This is a genomic window from Bradyrhizobium shewense (genome assembly GCF_900094605.1).
Taxonomy (GTDB): Bacteria; Pseudomonadota; Alphaproteobacteria; order Rhizobiales; family Xanthobacteraceae; genus Bradyrhizobium; species Bradyrhizobium shewense.
Genome location: NZ_FMAI01000012.1, coordinates 238,820 through 259,955, shown reverse-complemented (window position 1 = coordinate 259,955; position 21,136 = coordinate 238,820). Strand labels below are relative to the sequence as shown.

General features: G+C 65.2%; 21 protein-coding genes. 8 read left to right on the top strand and 13 right to left on the bottom strand.

Annotation, left to right across the window (positions count from 1 at the left end; translation table 11 throughout):
• The 8 genes from GA0061098_RS23595 to GA0061098_RS23560 form a co-directional block, all read right to left on the bottom strand.
• Positions 1-302, bottom strand: a 302-nt coding sequence (locus GA0061098_RS23595) for a helix-turn-helix domain-containing protein (RefSeq protein ID WP_129590914.1), incomplete at its 3' end; no start/stop codon positions are given.
• Positions 303-387: 85 nt separating this feature from the next.
• Positions 388-1,218 (bottom strand): ABC transporter permease, encoded by an 831-nt coding sequence (locus tag GA0061098_RS23590; protein WP_165637555.1) that lies wholly within the window; start codon positions 1,216-1,218, stop codon positions 388-390.
• Entirely contained in the window at positions 1,215-2,477 is a 1,263-nt protein-coding gene (locus GA0061098_RS23585; protein ID WP_091961858.1) for an ABC transporter permease, read from the bottom strand. Before GA0061098_RS23585 ends, GA0061098_RS23590 begins: the two co-directional genes overlap by 4 nt.
• Positions 2,478-2,499: 22 nt before the next feature.
• On the bottom strand, positions 2,500-3,558 hold the full coding sequence (locus GA0061098_RS23580) for an ABC transporter substrate-binding protein (RefSeq protein WP_091961922.1): 1,059 nt from the start codon (positions 3,556-3,558) through the stop codon (positions 2,500-2,502).
• Between the two features lie 48 nt (positions 3,559-3,606).
• Entirely contained in the window at positions 3,607-4,716 is a 1,110-nt protein-coding gene (locus tag GA0061098_RS23575) for an ABC transporter ATP-binding protein (protein WP_091961854.1), read from the bottom strand.
• 129 nt (positions 4,717-4,845) lie between these two features.
• Positions 4,846-6,414: a DUF4403 family protein gene (locus tag GA0061098_RS23570; protein WP_091961851.1), complete on the bottom strand. Its 1,569-nt coding sequence runs from the start codon at positions 6,412-6,414 to the stop codon at positions 4,846-4,848.
• A gap of 140 nt (positions 6,415-6,554) precedes the next feature.
• Entirely contained in the window at positions 6,555-7,193 is a 639-nt protein-coding gene (locus tag GA0061098_RS23565) for a Vgb family protein (protein ID WP_091961848.1), read from the bottom strand.
• Between the two features lie 29 nt (positions 7,194-7,222).
• A complete protein-coding gene (locus GA0061098_RS23560) occupies positions 7,223-8,443 on the bottom strand; it encodes a helix-turn-helix domain-containing protein (protein ID WP_091961845.1) in 1,221 nt (406 codons plus the stop codon).
• Between the two features lie 153 nt (positions 8,444-8,596).
• Here GA0061098_RS23560 and GA0061098_RS23555 point away from each other — a divergent pair, with 153 nt between their 5' ends.
• Together GA0061098_RS23555 and GA0061098_RS23550 are read left to right on the top strand one after the other, a co-directional pair.
• Entirely contained in the window at positions 8,597-9,388 is a 792-nt protein-coding gene (locus GA0061098_RS23555; protein ID WP_430649274.1) for a DUF899 domain-containing protein, read from the top strand.
• On the top strand, positions 9,381-9,647 hold the full coding sequence (locus GA0061098_RS23550) for a hypothetical protein (protein WP_091961839.1): 267 nt from the start codon (positions 9,381-9,383) through the stop codon (positions 9,645-9,647). The genes GA0061098_RS23555 and GA0061098_RS23550 overlap by 8 nt, the downstream gene beginning before the upstream one ends.
• Here the strand turns inward: GA0061098_RS23550 and GA0061098_RS23545 are convergent.
• Both GA0061098_RS23545 and GA0061098_RS23540 read right to left on the bottom strand, forming a co-directional pair.
• Entirely contained in the window at positions 9,644-10,060 is a 417-nt protein-coding gene (locus tag GA0061098_RS23545; RefSeq protein WP_165637554.1) for a c-type cytochrome, read from the bottom strand. The genes GA0061098_RS23550 and GA0061098_RS23545 overlap by 4 nt on opposite strands.
• A gap of 115 nt (positions 10,061-10,175) precedes the next feature.
• Entirely contained in the window at positions 10,176-10,883 is a 708-nt protein-coding gene (locus tag GA0061098_RS23540) for a L,D-transpeptidase (RefSeq protein WP_091961833.1), read from the bottom strand.
• A 274-nt stretch (positions 10,884-11,157) separates the two neighbouring features.
• On the opposite strand from GA0061098_RS23540, the gene GA0061098_RS23535 reads away from it, so the two are divergent.
• From GA0061098_RS23535 to GA0061098_RS23525, 3 genes are all read left to right on the top strand, one after another.
• Positions 11,158-12,210 carry a glycosyltransferase family 4 protein gene (locus tag GA0061098_RS23535; protein ID WP_165637553.1) on the top strand — a complete coding sequence of 351 codons (1,053 nt, stop codon included), beginning with the start codon at positions 11,158-11,160 and terminating at the stop codon, positions 12,208-12,210.
• Between the two features lie 35 nt (positions 12,211-12,245).
• The gene (locus tag GA0061098_RS23530; RefSeq protein ID WP_091961827.1) at positions 12,246-12,935 is read left to right on the top strand and encodes a class I SAM-dependent methyltransferase; all 690 of its coding nucleotides are present in this window, start codon (positions 12,246-12,248) and stop codon (positions 12,933-12,935) included.
• A gap of 125 nt (positions 12,936-13,060) precedes the next feature.
• Positions 13,061-13,720, top strand: coding sequence for a hypothetical protein (locus GA0061098_RS23525; RefSeq protein WP_091961822.1), 660 nt, complete (start codon positions 13,061-13,063; stop codon positions 13,718-13,720).
• Positions 13,721-13,983: 263 nt separating this feature from the next.
• Here GA0061098_RS23525 and GA0061098_RS23520 read toward each other — a convergent pair whose 3' ends face one another.
• Entirely contained in the window at positions 13,984-15,648 is a 1,665-nt protein-coding gene (locus tag GA0061098_RS23520) for an aminotransferase class III-fold pyridoxal phosphate-dependent enzyme (RefSeq protein ID WP_091961818.1), read from the bottom strand.
• A 35-nt stretch (positions 15,649-15,683) separates the two neighbouring features.
• On the opposite strand from GA0061098_RS23520, the gene asd reads away from it, so the two are divergent.
• Positions 15,684-16,547 carry an archaetidylserine decarboxylase gene (asd, locus tag GA0061098_RS23515; RefSeq protein ID WP_091961814.1) on the top strand — a complete coding sequence of 288 codons (864 nt, stop codon included), beginning with the start codon at positions 15,684-15,686 and terminating at the stop codon, positions 16,545-16,547.
• Between the two features lie 69 nt (positions 16,548-16,616).
• The gene (locus GA0061098_RS23510; RefSeq protein ID WP_091961810.1) at positions 16,617-17,183 is read left to right on the top strand and encodes an NUDIX hydrolase; all 567 of its coding nucleotides are present in this window, start codon (positions 16,617-16,619) and stop codon (positions 17,181-17,183) included.
• 194 nt (positions 17,184-17,377) lie between these two features.
• Here GA0061098_RS23510 and GA0061098_RS23505 read toward each other — a convergent pair whose 3' ends face one another.
• Together GA0061098_RS23505 and GA0061098_RS23500 are read right to left on the bottom strand one after the other, a co-directional pair.
• A complete protein-coding gene (locus GA0061098_RS23505; RefSeq protein ID WP_165637561.1) occupies positions 17,378-18,829 on the bottom strand; it encodes a FecR domain-containing protein in 1,452 nt (483 codons plus the stop codon).
• Between the two features lie 308 nt (positions 18,830-19,137).
• Complete coding sequence (locus GA0061098_RS23500) at positions 19,138-19,932, bottom strand: DUF2147 domain-containing protein (RefSeq protein ID WP_091961800.1); 795 nt, start codon at positions 19,930-19,932, stop codon at positions 19,138-19,140.
• Positions 19,933-20,121: 189 nt separating this feature from the next.
• Between GA0061098_RS23500 and GA0061098_RS23495 the strand changes: the two genes are divergently transcribed.
• Entirely contained in the window at positions 20,122-20,664 is a 543-nt protein-coding gene (locus GA0061098_RS23495; protein ID WP_091961797.1) for a DUF2147 domain-containing protein, read from the top strand.
• Positions 20,665-21,136: the final 472 nt, after the last annotated feature.

Here is a 21,136-nt window from a genome sequence, read left to right as displayed (position 1 = left end):
CGCGGTCCCCAACTCGGCCGCTCAAGCCGCAGCCCCACAATCGCATCCACGATGTGCTGTGGCCTCGCTCGCCCATGCACACGCGCGGCATGCGAGCGATCCGCAAGCCCTCCAGGTCCTTCCAGCCGGTAGCGCTCCAACCATTTGTAACCGGTCTTGCGGCTTATCTCGTAGCGCTCGCAAAGCTCCGTCATCGTCCACAAGCCGGTTCGATGTTCCGAAATGAAGCTAACCCGTTGGTCCACTGCACAGCTCTCTCGCCAAGGCATCGGCTGTTCCTCCAGCCGATAGAGAACTGTCACCCATCCATCCGGTCTACTGTGTTACCTCTCTATCCGGTCTGCACATTCGCGCCACCTTCTCCCACAAGGGGAGAAGGAAGAGCGCTCAGGCGCCGCCACCCTTGAGCCGTTCGTTGCGTCGGCGCAGGCCTTCGAGGGTGGCGAGGAGGATGACCGAGACCGTCGTCAGGATCACAGCCGCTGCCGTGATGGTCGGGCTGATGTTCTCGCGGATGCCGCTGAACATTTCGCGCGGCAGGGTGCGCTGCTCGGGACCTGCCATGAACAGCACGATCACGACCTCGTCGAAGCTGGTTGCGAAGGCGAACAGTGCGCCCGATGCAAGGCCGGGCAGGATCAGTGGCAGGATCACACGGCGGAATGCCTCAACCGGCGAGGCGCCGAGTGAGGCGGCGGCGCGCGAAAGATTGGTATCGAAGCTCTGCAGCGTCGCACCGACCGTGATCACCACAAACGGCGTCGCCAGCGCGGTATGGGCCAGGATCAAGCCGAGATAACTGCCGGTCAGTCCGATCGGCGCGAAGAAGAAATACAGGCCGACCGCGGTGATGACGCCGGGCACGACGACCGGCGACAGCACGAAGGCCAGCACGAGCGGTTTGAACCGGCTCTTCCATTGCGCCAGCCCGAGCGCGGCTAGCGTGCCGAGCACCATGGACAGCAGCGTCGAGGCGACGCCGATGATCATGCTGTTCTTCAGCGAATTCATCCAGCGCGGCGAATTGATGAAGTCGTCGTACCAGCGCAACGACAGGCCCGGCAGCGGATAGGTCAGGTACGAGCCCGAGCTGAAGGACAGCGGCATGATCGCCAGGATCGGCGCGATCAGGAAGATGAACACCAGCGTGGAGACAATGATGGTTGCGGTCCACGCGATACGCTGGCTCGGCGTGCGGAGGGAAGCATTGTCGCTCAATTCTTCATCCCTCCCGTGACCTGCTGTCCCTGCACCAGCTTGCCATAGACGAGTGCCAGCAGAAGGGTGGCGAGCAGCAGCACCGCCCCGAGCGCCGAAGCAAGCCCCCAATTGGCGGTTTCGGTGGTGTAGAGCGCGATGAAGTAGCTGATCATCTGATCGGCGGCGCCGCCGACGAGCGCGGGCGTGATGTAATACCCGAGCGCCAGGATGAAGACGAGCAGGCTTCCCGCGCCGATGCCGGGCAGGGTCTGCGGCAGGTAGATCCGCAGGAAGGCGGTGACCGGTGGTGCGCCGAGCGAGGCGGCGGCACGCATGTAGGCGGGCGAGATCGCCTTCATGCTGCTGTAGAGCGGCAGGATCATGAAGGGCAGGAGAACGTGGGTCATCGCCACGCAGACGCCGAAGCGGTTGTAGATCAGGCGCAACGGCTCGTCGATGATGCCAAGCCAGTGCAGGCTGTCGTTCACGACGCCCTTGCTCTGGAGCAGCACGATCCAGGCGCAGGTGCGGACCAGGAGCGACGTCCAGAACGGCAGCAGGACGAAGATCATCAGCAGGTTCGATCGTCCCGGCGGCAGCGTCGCCAGGAGGTAGGCGACCGGGAAGCCGAGGATCAGGCAGAGCGCGGTGACGCTGAGGCTGATGATGAAGGTGCGGGTGAACAGGCTGCGGTAGATGGCCTGATCCGGCGGGGCCGCAACGATCGCGCCGTCAACGTTCCTGACAAGGTCGAGCGCCGCCAGAAGGTAGAAGCCCGTGACCGGGCCACTGGCATCCCTGATCGTCGTCCAGGTGGCGCGTTCGCGCCAGGCCGGATTGATCTTGCCCAGCGTCTCCTTGGCGGTCCCTCGCTCGGGCGCGGCCTTCAGGTTGCGTGCCGTGCTGGTCAGGATCGTGCGAAAACCGTTGAGTGCGTAGTTCAGCCGCTTGGCCGCAATCGCAATGGTGCCGGAGGTACGCGCCGCCAGGATGTCGCTTGCCAGCGCAGCAAAGGTCTCCTCGTCCGGCAGGTCCTTGCCGTCCCAGCTGGCGAGAGCCGCGACGGTTTGAGGCAGAACCTGACGCACCTCCCGGTCATCGACCGCGCGCCACAGCATGCCGGCGATGGGGCCCGCGAAGGTGAAGAGCAGAAAGACGAGAAGCGGTAGGACCAGCGCCAACGCCTTGACCTGGCGTGTCCGCTCTGCGCGCCTCAATCGGCGCTTGAGCGGCACCTCGGTCGACGCATTGGCGCCGGTCAGGGACGCTTCCGTCATTGGTCGAGCCTTGAGCCGCGCGCTATTTCGCGGCCCATTTGTTGAAGCGCTCGGTCAGGCGGTCGATGTTCTCGAGCCAGAAGCCGACGTTGATCTCGACCGCGTTCTTGATGTTGTCGGGCGCCGTCGGCAGGTCCTTCAGAACGGCGGGCTGCAGCTTGCCGGCGGCGTCCTTGTTCGAGGTGCCGTAGGAGATATTCTCCGACAGTTTCGACTGGTTCTCGGCCTTGCCTGCGAAGTCCAGGAACTTGTAGGCGGCGTCCTTGTTCGGGCTGCCCTTCAGGATGACCCAGCTGTCGAGGGTGAACAGCGCGCCGTCCCACACCATGCCGAAGTTCTTCTTCTCGTTCTTGTTCGCGGTGTCGATGCGGCCATTGTAGACCGAGGTCATCGCGACTTCGCCGGAGGCGAGCAGTTGTGGCGGCTGGGCACCGGCCTTCCACCAGACGATGTCGCCCTTGATGGTGTCGAGCTTCTTGAACGCGCGCTCGACGCCCTCGTCGGTCGCCAGCACCTTGTAGACGTCCTTCGGCGCGACGCCGTCGGCCATCAGCGCGATCTCCAGCGTGGTCTTCGGGCCCTGGCGCAAGGCGCGCTTGCCCGGAATCTTCTTGGTGTCGAAGAAATCGGCCCAGCCCTTCGGGGCCTCCTTCAGCTTATCCTTGTCGTAACCGAGCACGAAATCGTAGAGGATGGCGCCGACGCCGCAGGGATTGACGGATGGCGGGATATAGGCGGCCTCGCCGCCGATCTTGGAATAGTCCATCTTCTCGAACAGGCCTTCCTCGCAGCCGACCGCGAGCTCGTCGCTCTCGACCTGGACGACGTCCCAGGTGGCGGCGCCGCCCTGCACCTTGGCGCGCAGCACGCCGACGCCGCCGTCCCAGGATTCATCGTTCATGGCAATTCCGGCCGCCTTCTTGAACGGCTCGAAATAGGCCTTCTTCTGGGCATCCTGATACGCGCCGCCCCACGACACGACGGTGAGGTCACGCGCCTGCCCGACCGTGGCCAGCGCGGCGCAGGCGGTGAGCGCTACGGTGAAACCCAGAGCAATCTTGCCAATCTTGCGCTTCAGCATGGTCATGGTTCCTTCTTCATGTGCGTTGCGTTGAGTTCGATCGCTGAGTCAGACGGGATCGAGGGCGAGGCAGTCCTCGGGGCGAAAGGTGACGGACACATTTGCACCGTGTGTCAGGCTGTCATGTGCGCCGGGCTGAAGCTTGACCATGAACTCGGCATTCCCTGAGACATCGAGCACGGCCAGCGCGTGGTCGCCGAGATAGATGGTGTTCTGCACCTTGGCCGGCAGCCGGTTCGGCCCGTCACTGGAGGTGCCCTCCGGGACAATGGCGATCCGCTCCGGCCGCACCGACAGCGATGTCGATGCGCCCGCGCCTGATACATTGACCGCCCGTGCGGTGACAGTGCCGCCGCCAGCCAGGGCGACGCGGCAATAATCCTTGTCGACCGTCTCGACGGTGCCGGCCAGCACATTGTTCTCGCCGATGAAATGCGCGACGAAGCTGTTCACCGGGTGCTCGTACAGCGCGTCGGGCTTGTCGATCTGCTGCACGATGCCGTCATTGAACACGGCGATGCGGTCCGACATGGTGAGCGCTTCGCTCTGATCGTGGGTGACGTAAACGACGGTGATGCCCATCGTCTCGTGCAGTTGCTTGATCTCAAGCTGCATCTGCTCCCGCAGGCGCTTGTCCAACGCACCCAGAGGCTCGTCCATCAGCACGAGCTGCGGATTGAAGACCAGCGCGCGGGCCAATGCCACGCGCTGCTGCTGACCGCCGGACAGCTGTCCGGGCCGCCGGTGCGCCAGGTTTTCCATCTTGATCATGCGTAACGCCGATCCAACGCGTTCCTGCACGTCCGCCTTGTTCGTCTTGCGAACGGATAGCGGGAAGGCAATATTCTCCGCGATCGTCAGGTGCGGAAACAAGGCATAGTTCTGGAACACCATGCCGATGTCGCGCTTGTGCGGCGGCATGTTCTTGATCGGCCGGCCAGCGAGGTAGATCTCGCCATGGGTCGGAACCTCGAAGCCGGCCAGCATCATCAGCGTGGTCGTCTTGCCCGAGCCCGACGGGCCAAGCAGCGTGATGAACTCGCCCTTCCTGATGTCGAGATCGAGGTTCTTCACCACGAGATGCTCGCCATCATAGGTCTTCTGAATGCCGGAAAAGCGCACCAGTGCCGGCGCAGGCGTGACCATGCCGGCTTCCATCTTGTCCCTCGCGTTACTCACTACAGTGCTGTCAACACCTCATTCGAGGCTGCGAGGAACAGCTTAGCATCCTCCGATCAGAATGCCAGCGGCGCAAGCGATGCGCGCGGGGCGGTGCTTGAAGGGGCGCTACATCCCCGACAGCTTCGTCACCGACACATTCAGCGTGCCGCCGGCTTCCGCGACCACGCGCAGCGTCTTGGAATCGAAGGCGATGTCGGCCAGCGTCAGGCTGTCGATCTTGGCGTCGACCTTGACGCCGTCCTCGCTTTTCTGGAAATCGGCGATGACGCCAGCGATCTTCTCGCGCGCGTTGGCGGCGATCGGCTTCAGGTCGAGCGTAGCCTTCTGCACCAGCGCTTGCTGCATCTGCGGCACCACCGCGCGCGCCGCGGCACCCAAGAGGCCAAAAGCGGCTTCCGATTCCACAGCAAGCTGGATGTCGGTGAGCCGCAGCGTCTGCTGTGCTTGGTCGAGCACCGGCCGGCCCCAGATATGCACGGTCGCCTCGGCGCCGAGACCGAGCCAGCTCTTCTTTTCCTTCGCGCGCACCAAAAGCGAGATCAGCAGGCGCTCGCCCGACGGGACCACGTTGACGCTCTTGACGGTCACGTCGACGGGGCCGGAGCCGTCCTCGGGATAGGTGTGGCCGACCATCTGCGCGGCGATCAGCTTGTTGATCTCGGTGAAGGGCACGTCGATGGGCACGCCGATGTTCACGCCGGTGCCGGTCGGCGGCACGATCGAGATCTTGTCGGGGAACGGGCAGTCCGGCTTGGTCTGCGTCGACGTCACGCGCGTCTCCGCTTCCAGCCCCATCAGCAGCGTGACGGCCTGGGCATCGACGCGCGGCTGCGCGGCAATGGCGCGGATCGGCTTCATCTCCAGCCAGAGCGGCGGCAGTGCGCCCGAGGCGCTAGATCCCTGCAGCGGAATCGAGCGGCAGGCCTTGGCCCATTGCAGCTTCGCATTCTCGCGCAGCGAGGGATCGTTGCGGATGCGTTCGGAGACGATGTTGATCTGCTCGCCGACATTCTTGTCGATCAGCGGCTTGACCTGCGCCGGCACGTTGACCTTGGCGCCGGCGACGTTGAGGTTGGTGTCGCCGAGATTGACCTGGGCGCCGAGATTGGGCTCCAGATGCCAGTTGGCCGCGAGCTTCGGGCGCGAGGTGACGACCACGTTGCCCTTGATCTCGGCGCTGGCGTTCAAATTCTTGATGTTGACGGCGCCGATCCGTTTCGCCGCGTCACCGCCGAGCACGCTGCCGAGCGCGTCGCCGAGCGCGCCTGTGGCCTTCGCCGACAGCGAGCCCGTCACGTTCAGTTTGCCGCTGAGCGGCGTCGAGATCGTCAGCACGTCCTTGTCGCCGGCGGTCGCCATCGGCCCGCGTACGGCGGTCCAGCCGATGTCGGCGTTCTCCAGGATCTGCGAGATCGGGTTGTCGGCCTTACCGGCGAAATTGCGCGGGGCGGCCTTCTCGGCCTGGTCGCGGATCGCCGACAGCGCGATGGCGACCGGCGCCACGACGATCGAGGTCTTCGCGACCGGCGGCAAAGGCGGCAGTTGCGCCACCGGTGGCGCGGAATTCGTCGCGCGCGGCGACAGCCAGTCCATGGCCTTCAGGCTGATGAAGAACGACGCCGCGAGCACTACGACGGCGATCGTGATGGTCTTCAGATTCAACGTCAGTCGCATCGATCCCCCAAGCCGCCCCGGCAGGGATTCTACAGGGCAGGCGAGGAGGGCGCTAGAGCGCACCGATGGGGTGGAATTGGGGCGAATGGGTTAACGGCAGCGACCGCATCGCTGCCGTGCATTCAGACCATCGTCGGGGGCTAGCCGCGCCGGGGACGGCGGACCGCTCTCACATTGCCGTTAGGGCCACCGCCGCAGAAGAAGCGGTCGCCGCCGTCGGACTCCAGCCCTGACACCATCGTCCCCGCGGGGAGGTCGAGTTGCTCGAGCACCTTGCCCGTGGCAGGGTCGATACGCCTGATATCGCTATCCTCGCCTTCCCAGGTGCCGTGCCAGAGCTCGCCGTCGACCCAGGTCACCCCGGTGACGAAGCGTTTGCTTTCGATAGTGCGAAGCACCTTCCCGGTGTCCGGATCGACCTGATGGATCTTGCGCTCGCGATATTGCCCGACCCACAGGGAGCCCTCGGCCCAGGCCAGGCCGGAATCGCCACCGCCACCCGGCGCCGGAATGCTGGCGAGCACCTTGCCTGAGGCCGCATCGATTTTCTGGATGCGATCCTCGGCGATCTGGAACAGGTGCCTTCCGTCGAACGCCGTTCCCGCATGCGCGGCGACATCAAGGGAGCGCGCGACCTTGCCGCTATCAGGATCGACCGCGTTCAACTTGTCGCCGGATGCGAACCAGACATGGCTGCCGTCATAGGTGACGCCATGCACGGCCTCGACGCCCTCAAACGGCCCGTACTCCCTGACGATCTCGGCGGCTGAACGCTTCATGTACTCGCTCCCTGTGATGTGCTTCTACCTTACGTCTTCAGGAGCGGTCCCGGGAGTAACAAGCCTGTCGGGAAACCCGGGACGGGCGGGGTCATCCAGCGCCGCGCCCGCCCATGTCCGAACGACTGCACCTTGTTCGAGCGCGCCAGCTCGTCGAGGGCGCGCTGCACGGTGCGCGCACTGGTCCCGAGCGCCAGCGCGAGCGCCGAGCTCGACCACGGCTCGCCATCGGAGAGGAAGGCCAGGACAGCGGCGTGCTTCTCCTCGACGGGCCGCGCCAGTACCATGACCTGCCGCGTCTTGCGCGGCGTCAGTGCAAAACCCTGCTTCGTCGCAGTCACATCGGCCACAGGCTTGAGCTTGGCGCGGAGGCGGCCGATCTCCACGCGCAAGCGCGCGCGATGCGATTCATCGACGTGCCTGGCGCCGAACGCCCCGGTGATGAGCTTTTCTCGCGAGACGTCCACAGGCCACGCCTGCGCCAGGATGCGGGCGAGCGCGAACAGCACCGGGCGGGTTCCGAGCGATACGATGGTGCCTCGCCTGCGCACCGAATGATGGAACATGTCCACGACCAGCGCGTCCGAAGCCGCGAGCTCCTCGACCTGCTCCAGCAGCAACGGACGTTCGTTGCCATGCGTGATCAGGCGTGCTGCGGGCGTATCGAGCACGCGGTTCGTGCTCTCGACCTCGGCTGTCAGCCCTGGGATGCCTGCCAGGCTCGCTGCGTCGGCCGCCCGGGCAAGCGCCGCGCGCGCGTCTTTGGTTCTGAGCCGCCGTATTGCGATGCCGGCGACCACGAGCTCGCGGACGACCTGCGGGGCAGGCGGGAGCGGCGAGGTGCCGAGCTCGGCGAGGATACGCTCGGCTTCGTCGAGCCGTCCGACGAGAAGGAGACGACGTGCCTCGATGTGGCCTGCATGCGTGGCATTGGCGACATCGCCGTGCTTTTCGAGCGTCGTCCGCGCCGCCGCGAGCGTCTTCGTCGGCCAGCTCAGATCGCGCGAAACCAGCGCGATCTCGGCTTCGGCCACCACGCATCTGGCGCGCGCCACCGCCTCGCGCGGACCGAACGCGCGCGCCGCGCTTCGCAGCAGCGTCTTCGCCTTCGCAAGATCGCCGAGCTGCGCCATGGCGATGCCGCGCAGCGCCAGCGACGGCGCATCGTTGCGCAGCGCGACGCGGTTCAGCGCGCCGAGCGGATCGCCGGCCTCGAGCGCGCGCGCTGCGGCCGTGATCAGCGACTCCATGTCAATCCCGCCACACTTGTTACTCCCACCGCGCAACCGCGAGGTGCCAGAATTCGTTGACGGCCGACAAGGTGCGGTGAAGGGCGAGCGGTTCCGCGAGACGCGGAGTGATCGCCCAGGCAAGACGTCAAGCAAGAGATTCGGAGAGTCATGATGACATTAGCCCAAAACGAACGGAATAACGGACAGGCAGGCATGCAAACACCGCCGGTAGTGTCGCCGCAGGACTGGGAGGCCGCCCGTCAGCAACTGCTCGTGAAGGAAAAGGCGCATACCCGTGCCCGCGACGCCCTGGCCGCCGAGCGCCGGCGCATGCCGTGGATGGAAGTGAGCAAAACCTATGCGTTCGAGGGGCCCGGCGGCAAGGTCAGCCTGCTCGACCTGTTCCAGGGCCGACGGCAGCTGATCGTCTACCGCGCCTTCTTCGAGCCCGGCGTGTTCGGCTGGCCCGATCACGCCTGCCGCGGCTGCTCCATGGTGGCCGACCAGGTCGCCCATGTCGCGCATCTCAACGCCCGCGATACCACGCTGGTGTTCGCCTCGCGGGCGCCGCAAGCCGACATCGTCAGGCTGAAGAAGCATATGGGCTGGACCATGCCGTGGGTCACCGTCACTGACAGCTTTGACGTCGATTTCGGCGTCGACGAATGGCACGGCACCAACGTGTTCTATCGCGACGGCAACCGCATCTTCCGCACCTATTTCGTCAAGAGCCGCGGCGACGAGCAGATGGGCGGCACCTGGAATTATCTCGACATCACGCCGCTCGGCCGCCAGGAGGTCTGGGAAGACTCGCCAAAAGGCTATCCGCAGACGCCAACCTACAAATGGTGGAACTGGCACGACAGCTACACGGACGGTGCGGCGCCCGACAAGAAATGGGTCGAGATCTCGGACGCCGGCGAGAAGGCCTTTCGCGACGAGGCCGCGGAAGGACGTGACTAGTCCGCTTAACGCAACGGCCGGCGCCGGCCGCGATGGCGTGGTGGCTGCGCGCCATCTCACCAAGTGGCTGGCCTTGGCGGCGACGCCAACCTTCGCGATCATGGCCGTGCTAACGGCCATGATCGGGGGTGGGCCGGACATGCTGTGCGGCGCCGGGCAGGGATCTGTGCTCGGCGGCATGGTGCCGATGTATCTGCTGATGAGCGCGTTTCATTCGGCGGCGTGGCTGAGGCTGATTGCGGAGCGGCGGATTCGTTAGGGCGTCCCGCCTGCCTGCAAATAAGCAACGATCTTCGCCGCTTCCTCCGCCGAGATGCCGCCATAGGGCTGCATTTTGTTGCCCGACACCACCTCGTCCGGCTTGACCATGAAGCGCGCAAGCTTGTCCTGGTCCCAGACGAAACCCGCATCCTTCATTGCGGACGAATAATTGTAGCTCGGCAGCGAGCCGGCCTTGCGTCCCAGAATCTTGTTGAGGTTGGGGCCGAGACGGTTGTCGCCTTCCTTCACGGAATGGCAGGTGCGGCAGGAATTGTTGAAGGCTTGGTGGGCTGCCTCGTCGCCCGCAGGCTGCTGCGCGAGCGAGGGGGTCGAGAGAAGCAGTGTCACCGCTCCGGCGGCCGCGATCGAGCGCAGCGATGAACTTCGTGACGTCTGCAGGCGTGATTGCATCTGCGCCTCTATCAGAGTTCGCGCCGCAACACGCGAGCGCGCCGGAATGTCGAGGGCAAACGAAAGCGGCCCCGGGGATGTTCCGGGGCCGTTTGCGTCACAATGTCCTGTCGGTTCAGCGTGTCACGGTTCCGAGCTCCGCGCGGCGCTCCGTCATCGGCAGCACAATCACCTTGGTGCCGACGTTGACGCGGGAATAGAGGTCGGAAACGTCATCGTTGGTCAGGCGAATGCAGCCGGAGGAGACGCGCTTGCCGATGGTGTCGGGGGCGTTGGTGCCGTGGATGCGATAGATGGTGCCGCCGAGATACATGGCGCGGGCGCCAAGCGGGTTGCCGGGGCCGCCGGCCATGTGGCGCGGCAGATAGGGCTGGCGGGCGATCATTTCCGGGGGCGGAGTCCAGGCCGGCCACTCGGCCTTTCTGGTGACGGACTGCGTGCCCGACCAGGTGAAGCCGTCGCGGCCGACGCCGATGCCGTAGCGCAGTGCCTGGCCGTTGCCGAGCACGTAATAGAGATAGGTGTTGGGCGTATCGATGATGATGGTGCCCGGCGCCTCACGCGTCGCGTAGGAGACGGTCTGGCGGCGGAAGCGCGCCGGCATCTCGACGGCGTCCTGATCCTCGGACGGCTCGGTCTGATAGGTCGGCGCCTGGTAGGGCTGGATCGGCTGCGGCGCGGCGAACGGCGGCAGCGGCTGGAAGAAGGGGAAGAGCTGCACCGGCGCGGCCTTGGCTGCACCTGCGAATGCGATCGCGGAGACCGCGACTGCGCCGAATGCAACGGCGCGCGAAAACGTCTTGAACGTATCCAGATTGAACATGTGATCGCCCCTGTTTGCTCGGTGGCCTCGGCCACCGCGGCACCGTTGCGGTGCTCTGTTGCTGAAATCACTAACGGCAAAACGTTTCGGGACATTTGCGCGGAAAACCGAAAACGGTTTCACGGCGGCAAGGATTGTTTCATGACAGTTTCGTGGCCGCAGGCGCCTGTTAACGAACAAAACGGTGGGCCGACACTTCTGTAACGTCACACGCCTGAAATATCCTTCGTTGATGGTCGGAAACCGAGAATCATCAAACTCTCGGGATTTCCCCATGCGGGTATTAATCGCAACTGACGCCTGGCATCCCCAGGTTAACGGTGTGGTCCGCACCTTGACCTCGCTGGCGAATGCCGCCAAGGCGCTCGATGTCGAGATCGACTTCCTGACGCCGGACGGCTTTCCGTCCTGGCCACTGCCGACCTATCCGGGCCTGCGCATCGCGCTGCCGAGCGGAAAGGAGATCGCGCGGCGGATCGAGAAGGCTGCGCCGGACGCGCTCCACATCGCGACCGAAGGCCCGATCGGCTGGGCCGCGCGAGCCTATTGCCGCCGCAACCGGCTTGCCTTCACCACGTCCTACACGACGCGCTTTCCCGAATACGTCTCGGTGCGGACCGGCATCCCCGCTGCCGTCGGTTATGCCGTGCTGCGCCACTTCCATGATGCCGCCGCGATGACGATGGTGGCGACGCCCTCGCTGTGGCAGGAGCTCTCCGAGCGCGGCTTCAAGCGGCTCGGCTTCTGGACCCGCGGCGTCAACACTGAGCTGTTTCATCCCGACTCTCCGGCACGGCTCGATCTGCCGGGGCCGATCTTCATGACCATGGGCCGGGTCGCGGTGGAAAAGAATCTCGAAGCGTTTCTCTCGCTCGATCTGCCCGGCACCAAAGTCGTCGTCGGCGACGGCCCGCAGAAGGCGGCGCTCGAGAAAAAATATCCGGACGGGGTGTTCCTCGGCGAGAAGAAGGGCGCGGATCTCACCGCGCATCTCGCCGCCGCCGACGTGTTCGTGTTTCCGAGCCTGACCGATACGTTTGGCGTGGTGCAGCTGGAGGCGCTGGCCTGCGGCACGCCGGTTGCGGCGTTTCCCGTGACGGGTCCCAAGGACGTGATCGCTGATCATCCGATCGGTGCGATCGACCACGATTTGCGTACCGCGTGCCTGCGCGCGCTCACCATGTCGCGCGAGACCTGCCGCAACTTCGCGCTGGAGCGTTCCTGGGAAAACAGCGCGCGCCAGTTCGTCGGCAATCTCACCTCACTTCAGCCCAGCCGCGCCTTGCGCGCCTCGCCTCGGATGGCGCGGCGGCCGGTGCGCGGTTGATCCCAAACGTCTGACCCACAGCGAGAACCTCATCGATGGCTAAGATCATGAACCTTGACGGCACCGAGCAGCTCGATCTCACCCGTGGCACGGTCGAGCAGGCCTATGACCGCTGGGCGCCCGTCTACGATCTCGTGTTCGGCGGCGTGTTCGCCAAGGGCCGGCAGGCTGCGATCGCGGCGACCAACAAGATCGGCGGCCGCGTGCTCGAGGTTGGCGTCGGCACCGGCATCTCGCTGCCGCTCTATGCACCGAACCTGCGCATCTTCGGCACCGATATCTCGGAAGCGATGCTGGACAAGGCGCGCCAGCGCGTCGCCGAGGGCAAGCTGAAGAACGTCGAGGGCCTCGCGGTGATGGACGCCGAGAAGCTGGAATTCCCCGACAATTCCTTCGACGTCGTGATGGCGCAATATGTCGTCACCGCCGTGCCGAACCCGGAGAAGGCGCTCGACGAATTCGCCCGGGTGCTGCGCCCCGGCGGCGAGCTGATCATCCTCACCCGCGTCAGCGCCGACGCCGGCATGCGCCGCTTCATCGAGCAGAAGCTGCAGCCGGTGGTGCGTCCGTTCGGCTTCCGCACCGCCGAGTTCGCCTGGTCGCGCTATGCCAAATGGCTGGCCGGCGCCCACGGCATCGAGCTCGCCGAGCGCCGCCTGATTCCGCCGCTCGGCCATTTCTCGCTGGTGCGCTTCCGCAAGGTCGACGTCGCCAAAGCGGCGTGAGCTGAAGCTCACGCGTCGCGTGCGTCATCGCGCCGCTGCACATCGTCACATGACAAATTGATGATGTCACACGGCCTACATCGAATCCCTTTAATCCCGTACCCGAAAGCATTTTGGGGGAGAGCATGATCAAGAATTATCTCGAGCAGCTGCGGATCCAGCGCTGGGACGACCATCGCTACTATCACCACAGCCGCATCAACCAGAGCCTACACTTCGTCAGCGCGCTGAGTTTTCTCTTCGCCTATGTCTGGCTGTTCATCGACCCTGTCATCTCCGCGCTGGTCGGCTGGCTGGTCTCGATGACCTCGCGCCAGGCCGGTCACTTCTTCTTCGAGCCGCACGGCTACGACCACATCAACCAGGCCACCCACGAGCACAAGGAAGAGATCAAGGTCGGCTACAACCTTCAGCGCAAGGTGGTGCTGATGGCGATCTGGGCGGCTTCGCCGCTGGTGCTGTTCGCCGATCCCTCGCTGTTCGGCCTGTTCACCCCCTGGTCGAGTGCGACGGACTTCATGCGGCAGGTCGCCAAGATCTGGCTCGTGGTCGGCGGCGGCGGTCTGTTGTTCCGCACCGTGCACCTGTTCTTCATCCGCGACGTCGAAACCGGCCTCGTCTGGATGACCAAGATCCTGACCGATCCCTTCCACGATCTGATGCTCTATCGCAGCGCGCCGCTCGCCCTGATGCGCGGCGAGCTGATGGACCCCGGCCTGCACCTCAACCCCGAGCACACGCTGGGCCTCATCGGCGAGCCCACGCTCGAAGAGCAGCACGCCTGAGCGCGCTGCGTATACGACACACTCCGATGTCTGATGGTTGCGTCATGCCCGGGCTTGTCCCGGGCATCCACGTGTTGGGGGATTCTTCGCCTCTCCCCGCTTGCGGGGAAATGGGAGCGAGCGCGGCCACAAGTGCCGTCATTCCGGGATGGTCCGAAGGACCAGACCCGGAATCCCGAGATTCTCAGGTGCGCAATTGCGCACCAGAGTTTGGTCCTTCGGACCGCCCCGGAATGACAGTCGTTATGTGGAGAGAGCCGGCCTCAGCGCCCGAAGCGCTTGGCCAGCATCTCTTTCAAAATTTGCCGCTTGATGTTCTTGTTGGTGAGCACGCCGTCGTGCCACCAGAAGCCGTCGGCCTTCATCTTCTGGGCTGCACGGACAAAGCGTTCGGCGACCTCGCTGAAATCGGCGTCGGTGTAGTTCAGGCTGAAGATCAGCCGGCCGGTGCCGACCCAGCTCAAGGACAGGCCTTCGGCGCGCAGGTAATATTGCAGCATCCAGTTGTAGCGGGACGGCGTGGTGTATTTCACCGTCCAGATCGACGAGAAGTTGGCGAACCGCACCGGCAGGCCAGCGTCGGTCATCATCTGGTTGAGCCTCTCGGCGCGGCCGTTCCAGGTCGCGTCCAGCCCGTCATAGATGGCGCGGAAGTTCGGGCTGGCGAGCCTGCTCAGGAACTCGTCCATGGCCGTCATGACGTAGGGGTGCGAGTTGAAAGTGCCGCGGGCGAAGCAGATGTCGGCGGGACGGTCGTCGCGGAAGCGGCGCATCAGCTCGCGCTTGCCGCAGACCACGCCGACCGGCAGGCCGCCGGCGAGGCTCTTGCCGTAAGTCACCATGTCGGCGCGCACGCCGAAATATTCCTGGGCGCCGCCAGCGGCGAGGCGGAAGCCGACGAAGACCTCGTCGAAGATCAGCACGATGCCGCGCTCGGTGCAGACTTCACGCAGCCTCGTGAGCCATTCGGTGTAGGCCGCGCGATCGAAATTGCCGCCGCGAGAGGAATCGACCAGCGAGGAATCGCCGGGCGCGTTGGCGTTCGGATGCAGGCCCTGCAGCGGATTGACCAGCACGCACGCGATGTCCTTGCGCGTGCGCAGGACGTGCAGCGTCTTATCGGACATCTCGGCGAGGGTGTAGGTCTCGTGCGCGGGAATTGGGTTGCCGACGCCGGGCTGCACGTCGCCCCACCAGCCGTGATAGGCGCCGGCAAAACGAACCAGATGCGTGCGCTTGGTGTGATAGCGCGCAAGTCGTACCGCCTGCATCACGGCTTCGGTGCCGGACATGTGGAACGAGACTTCGTCGAGGCCCGAGATCTGGCAGAGCCGGCTCACGTTCTCGAGGATGACGGGATGATAGGGGCCGAGCACGGGACCGAGCGCATGGGCGCGCTTCTCGGCGCCCTCGATGCACTCCTTGTAGAAGTCGTTGCCGAAGATGTTGACGCCGTAGGATCCCGTGAGGTCGTAGGACGTATTGCCGTCGACATCCGTGACGGTGACGCCGTTGGACGATTCCATGAAGGTCGAGGTGCCCAGATGCTCACGGACGAGGCGCGAGAACTGGAATGGCACGCGATAGGTCTCGGTGAAGTGCAGGTCGGAGATCTTTTCCGCCGCTTCCTTCGTCATCGCGCGTCCCTTGGGGTAGCGCTCGGCGTAGAGTTTAGCGAGGCGGAAGAAAGCGTCCTTGCGCTGCGCGGCGATGTTCGCGGGCGCACCGTCGCAGGAGAAGTAGTTGTCCTCCCCGAACTCGTAGAACGGGAGCAACTTCGCCACCCGGCGCGACATCTTGGAGTGCCCAGCGAGCGAGCGGTGCTTGGCGCGGGACAATTCGACCCGCGCCTTGAGCTTCGGGAAGACGGCGGCAGCGGACGCTGCGGCGGCCACGGACATCGAGAGAATCGGGAGTGTCGTTTCCATGACAACTAGCGCTAACCCTGTGAGCTGACAGATTCATGACAGTCAAAGCCCTCATCGCCTCTTTCACCCAGCAGGAAGACCTCAATTTCCTGTTGACCAACCGCATCCCCCGCGCGGCCCTGACCCGCTTCATGGGCTGGTTCTCCAAGATCGAGAATCCGCTTGTGCGGGACTTCTCGATCGCGCTGTGGAAGCTGTTTTCCGACCTCGATCTGTCCGAGGCGCGCAAGTCCCATTTCAGGAGTCTGCACGATTGCTTCACCCGGGAGCTCAAGCCGGGCCTGCGACCGATCGATCAGGACCCGGCAGTCGTTGCCAGCCCGTCGGACGGCATCGTCGGTGCCCACGGGAAGATCGCCGACACCGAGCTGTTTCAGGTCAAGGGCGCGCCCTATTCGCTGCTCGACCTGGTCGGCGATTCCGCGCTGGTTGATCAGCATCGCAACGGAAGCTTCGTCACGCTGCGGCTGACGTCGAGCATGTATCACCGCTTCCACGCGCCCTATGACGCGCATATCGAGCGGGTCACGCTGATCCATGGCGATGTCTGGAACGTCAACCCGATCGCGCTGAAGCGGGTCGAGCGTCTCTTCTGCAAGAACGAGCGCGCGGTGATCCGCACGCACCTTTCGACCGGCGAGGCCGTGACGCTGGTGCCGGTCGCCGCGATCCTGGTCGCGAGCATCCGCCTGCACTTCCTCGACATGGTGCTGAACGCGCAGACCCGCGGCCCGGTCAATTTCCCCTGCGACGTCAACGTGGCCAAGGGCGAGGAGCTCGGCTGGTTCGAGCACGGCTCGACCATCATCATCCTTGCGCCCGGCGATTTTACCTTCTGCGACGGCATCGCCGAGGGCACGCGCATTCGCGCCGGTCAAGCGCTGTTGAGGAGAGGATAGCCTTCAATCCGCCGCGTCCGCCGCCTATATCGTCCTGCGGGGATGCATAGATCGACACGGATGTGAGTGATGGCGCGGGCGCCGGTCATGGCGGCGGGTGGTATTGTGTTGCGGCGAGGAGCCGTGCCGCTGATCGCGGTCGTGCGCCAGCGCAAGCGCAACGAATGGGTCCTGCCCAAGGGCAAGCTCGACGACGGCGAGACGCCCAAACAAGCCGCGCACCGTGAGGTGCTCGAGGAAACCGGACACGACGTCGCCATCCACGAATTCCTCGGCACGCTCGTCTACCAGTCCGGCGGGCGTTCCAAGGTCGTGCATTTCTGGCGCATGGAAGCCGAGGGTGGTCCGGTCCGCAAGCTGATGAACGACATCAAGGCGGTCGACTGGCTGTCGCTCGACGACGCGCTTGCGCGCCTGTCGCGCGAATATGAGCGCGCCTTCCTGACCCAGATCGGCCCGATCGCGCTTGCGGCGGTGGGGCTGACGCCGCCCGCGCCCGAGCCGACGCCGCCGCTCGCGGCCGACGATATCGATGCAACGCTGCAGACGCTGACGCCGGCCGAAGCCGCATCCATCGACGAGTTGCGGCATGGTCTGCTGCAGAAGGTGAAGGCCTGGCTGCGCGGCGAGGCGTGAGTTCAAGCGCGCTGCTTTCGGGTGAGAGAGCATCCGCGAGTTAATGCGGTTGGGTGAGCGTCAATTCCCTCCACATCGTCATTGCGAGCGCAGCGAAGCAATCCAGGATCCCTCCGCGGAAAGATCCTGGATTGCTTCGTCGCAAGGGCTCCTCGCAATGACGGAGGAGAGAGCGGCGCGCGAGGGCGGCACGATCACCGCCGCTCCTTCTCCTTCGGAGCCGGCGCCGGTCTGCGCGGCGCTGCGGGGCGTTGCGCGGCGGGGAGGCGCCGCTGGAAGCCGCCGGGGCGCTGCATGCCCGGCTGTTGGACTGCGGGCGGCTGGTCCGGCTGCATGCCGGTGCGCGGCAGTTGCGGCTGCGGATGAGTCCCGCCCGGCTGTGACGGCATGACTCCTCCGGGCTGAATTTGCCCACCACGCTGCGGCTGTGTTTGCGGCGTGCCGCTTGGCTTTGCGCCCTGTCCTTCGCGCGGTGCACGTGGACGTCCGGCGCCTTGCTGCTCGCCGCGCTGCGGCTGGCCTTGTTGCTGCTGGCCTCGCGGCTGCTGCCCCTGGCCCGCACGCTGGCCACCCGGCTGCACCGCGCCACCTTGTCCTTGCCGTTGCGGTGGCTGGGTGCCTTGCCGGCCCGGGGTGCCCGGCTGCTGCTGACCCGGACGGTTGTTCTGACCGGGCTGGCCGTTCGGCCGCTGCGGCTGTTGGCCAGGTGCGGTCGCCGGCCGCAATTGTTGTTGCTGCGGCGGCTGGGCCGGGCGCGGAATGCGGCTGAGCGCGGTCGGATTGGCGCGGCGGAAGTCACGCTGCTCGGTGACGATCTGGCGGCCGGTGGTTTGCGCCAGATGCACCTGGCCGACGAAGCCGCGGTCGCGCGCGATCTGCTGCGCGGGAATCGTGATCGGCACCGCGGCGAAGCGCATGATTCCGGCAGTGGCCGCGCCGGGCCGGATCGCAAAGCCGCTCGCGCCTTGCGTCAGCGCGCCGAGCCGCGTGCCGCTGCTGCGTTCGTCGACGTCGATGTGGCCGACGCGGCCGTCGGCGTCGGGATAGAGCTTGATGTTGACGTTGCGCGCGCTGCTCGCTGCCGCGCCTTCAGGCACCTCGACGACGCCGGTGGTGCCGCGGATGCCGAGCGTCGCGGTCGGCGTCGTGATCTTCATGTTACCGGTCTTCGCCACCGCAGCTGCAACGAAGGCCACTGTGCCCTTTCCGACGTCGAATATCCCTGAGTTCTGCTTGCCGCCGTCCTCATAGACGTAATTGTCGATGGTGATCTTCGAGCTGGCTGAAAGATTGAACGTGGTGGCGTCGTCGAAAGTGATGCCGACCGTGGAGTTCGACGAGGTCTGCACCACGTCGTTGAGATAGATGTCGTCGCGCACGCGCAGCGGATAGGAATTCTTGTCACGGATCACGGTCGCGATGCCCGTGACGGTCGCAACGTTGCCGATCGGCTCGACGGCGCCGGGTTGTGCGTCCGCGGCCGGTGTCGGTGAAGCCGACGGCGTCGGGGAGGGGGCGGGTGCCGGCTGCGCTTGTGGCTGGGCCTGCGCGACTTCGATCGCATCGGATGCGATCGCAACGCTCGCGCCTGCCAGCGGCAATGCCGGCAGCACGAGCGCGAACACGAAGCGGCGCCAGGCCAGCATTGATGTCACGAGGAAGTCCCGGTGAGAGCGCGAGGCGAGATCGGTTGATATCAGCCGGGGAGACCTGAATGGCGGATGAACATGTGTCGCAGGAGGAGGGCCGAACATTCAAACGGCGCTCTCTCCCCTCATGGTGAGGAGCGCGCCCCTTTGCGCGCGTCTCGAACCATGCCGGCTCCGCTGTCGATCCGGGCCTCGCCCTTCGAGACGCCTGCGATGCAGGCTCCTCAGGGTGAGGGGATAGAGTGAGGCTGTCGCGCGAGATCCCGGGTCGATGCTTCGCATCGCCCGGGATGACGGAGATAATGTCAGCTCACGCGCTTCCAGGTCTGGCCTCCGCAGAACATGCCGCCGAAGGCGCAGCCCTGCACGCGCATCGCATTCGGGCCCTTCATCGCGATGGTCGAGTCGTAATTGCGGCCGGAGTCGGGATCGTGGATGCGGCCGCTCCACTTCGAGCCCTCTGGCTTCATGTTGATCAGGATGCGCGCATTGGTCTTCACGGCATAGCCGCAGAGATTGGTGCCGCACTGCTCGACGCGGACATTGCCCTTGTTCTCTTCCGTCGCCCAAACGCCGATCGGCGTGTTGGCAACCACCACAGGCGCGGCGGCCACAGGGGCCGGAGCAACTGCGACCGGCGCGGGTGCGGGAGCAGGAGCCGCGACGGGCGCCGGCTGCGTATTGGCGTCAAAGCCGGCCGACGGCGCGGCAGCAACTGTCGCGGTCGGAGCGGCGGGAGCCGTGACGGCGGGCGCGGCCGGCGCGGTCGCCTGCGCTGGCGCCTGCTGCACCGGCGGCTGCTGCACCGGCGGCTGCTGCACCGGAGCCGGCGCAGGCTGCGCAGTCGTGGTGCTTGTCGTGGTATCGTCATCGTCCTTGGAGCCGCCCAGGCCTTTCAGGTTGATGTTGTTCAGCTTGATCGGCTTGTCCGACAGGCCCGGTGCCACGATGGTCACGCAGTTGAGCGAGGCGCAGTTGCGCGGCGTCTCGATGCGGATGTGCTGGCCCTCGATCTGGAACGAGATCGTGTTGCCGCCGGCATGGGCGGCTGCGGTGGACGCCAGGAAGAGCGCGGTGGCGGCGATGGTGAGCTTGTTCATGACAACCTCCGAAAAATGACGTGGTCCCGATGGACTGAAGTCGCTGGTGGATGAAGCGTGGTTCGACCCTACGCCGGACCGGCCGGGCGTTCTGTGATGGGGGTCACAACGATGCGCGCCGTCTGGGTGAGGCAGCGCACATTCAGCGGCAACGCCTCTGCGTAAGCTCGTGGCGACACTCAGGTGTGGATGAAACGGCTTGCGACTTCGCTTGGCGCCTTGATCGCACTGATGGCGATCACGCCCGCGGCCGTGGCCGGCTCCTATTCCTTCTCGATCGGCGGTCACCGGTTCCACGTCGAGTCGCCGCGCAATTGCCGGTCGGCTTCCCCCGAGATCAAGCAGACCGCAACGGTCGCACAGCGCAGCGACGAGGAGCCGGCCTATATGCCACTGGGCGAATGGGAGAGCCCCGGCGCCAAGGGCACGGTCCGCATCGAACGCTGTGGCCCCGCACTGTGCGGTTACGCGCTGACGGAGGCGTCGAGCCGCGGCGAGAGCGTGCTCGTCAACATGAAGCCGAAGTCGCACGACGTCTGGACCGGCAACATCTACAGCCGCTCCAGCGGCAACACCTATTACGCCACCATGACGCTGAAGAGCTCCGGCCGGCTCCACGTCGAAGCCTGTGCGCTCGGCCGTTTCTGGTGCTCCGGCAACGACTGGACGCGGATCGAGGCGCCGCGAGAGCAAATGCTCACGACGTCGCGGCAATGGAGTGCGCGGTCGTAGCCTTCTTTGGAAGGGCGTCGCCTAAGAGAGCGTTGCCTGCGGCCATCATTCGAGATGCCCGCCTATGGCGGGCTCTCAGGATGAGGGCGGAGTGTGCGGCGGCGTTTCAACAGGCGTGACGCTGCTTAGCCTCATCCTGAGGAGACCGCGAAGCGGTCGTCTCGAAGGACGAGGCGCGCGCTCAAGAGGGGTCGTGGTGTGGTGAGTGAAGTCGCTAGATCATGCCGAGCACGATGGCGCCAACGAACGCCATGGCGAGGTACGCGGTGACTAGGCTCAGTCTCCCGGCGAACGTCATGAGGTCGCTCCGTCCATGCGCGCCGCTTTGCGCGCTGGCATTATGGTTAACAGAAAGTCTCCTCGCGAAAAAGTCAGCCTTGCTGTCGCTCAGTTCAGCCGGCGCCCGGCGCGCGCGGGCCCGTATGGTTAAAGAACTCTGAAATCAACGTGTTGAAGAGTCTTTAAGTAAATT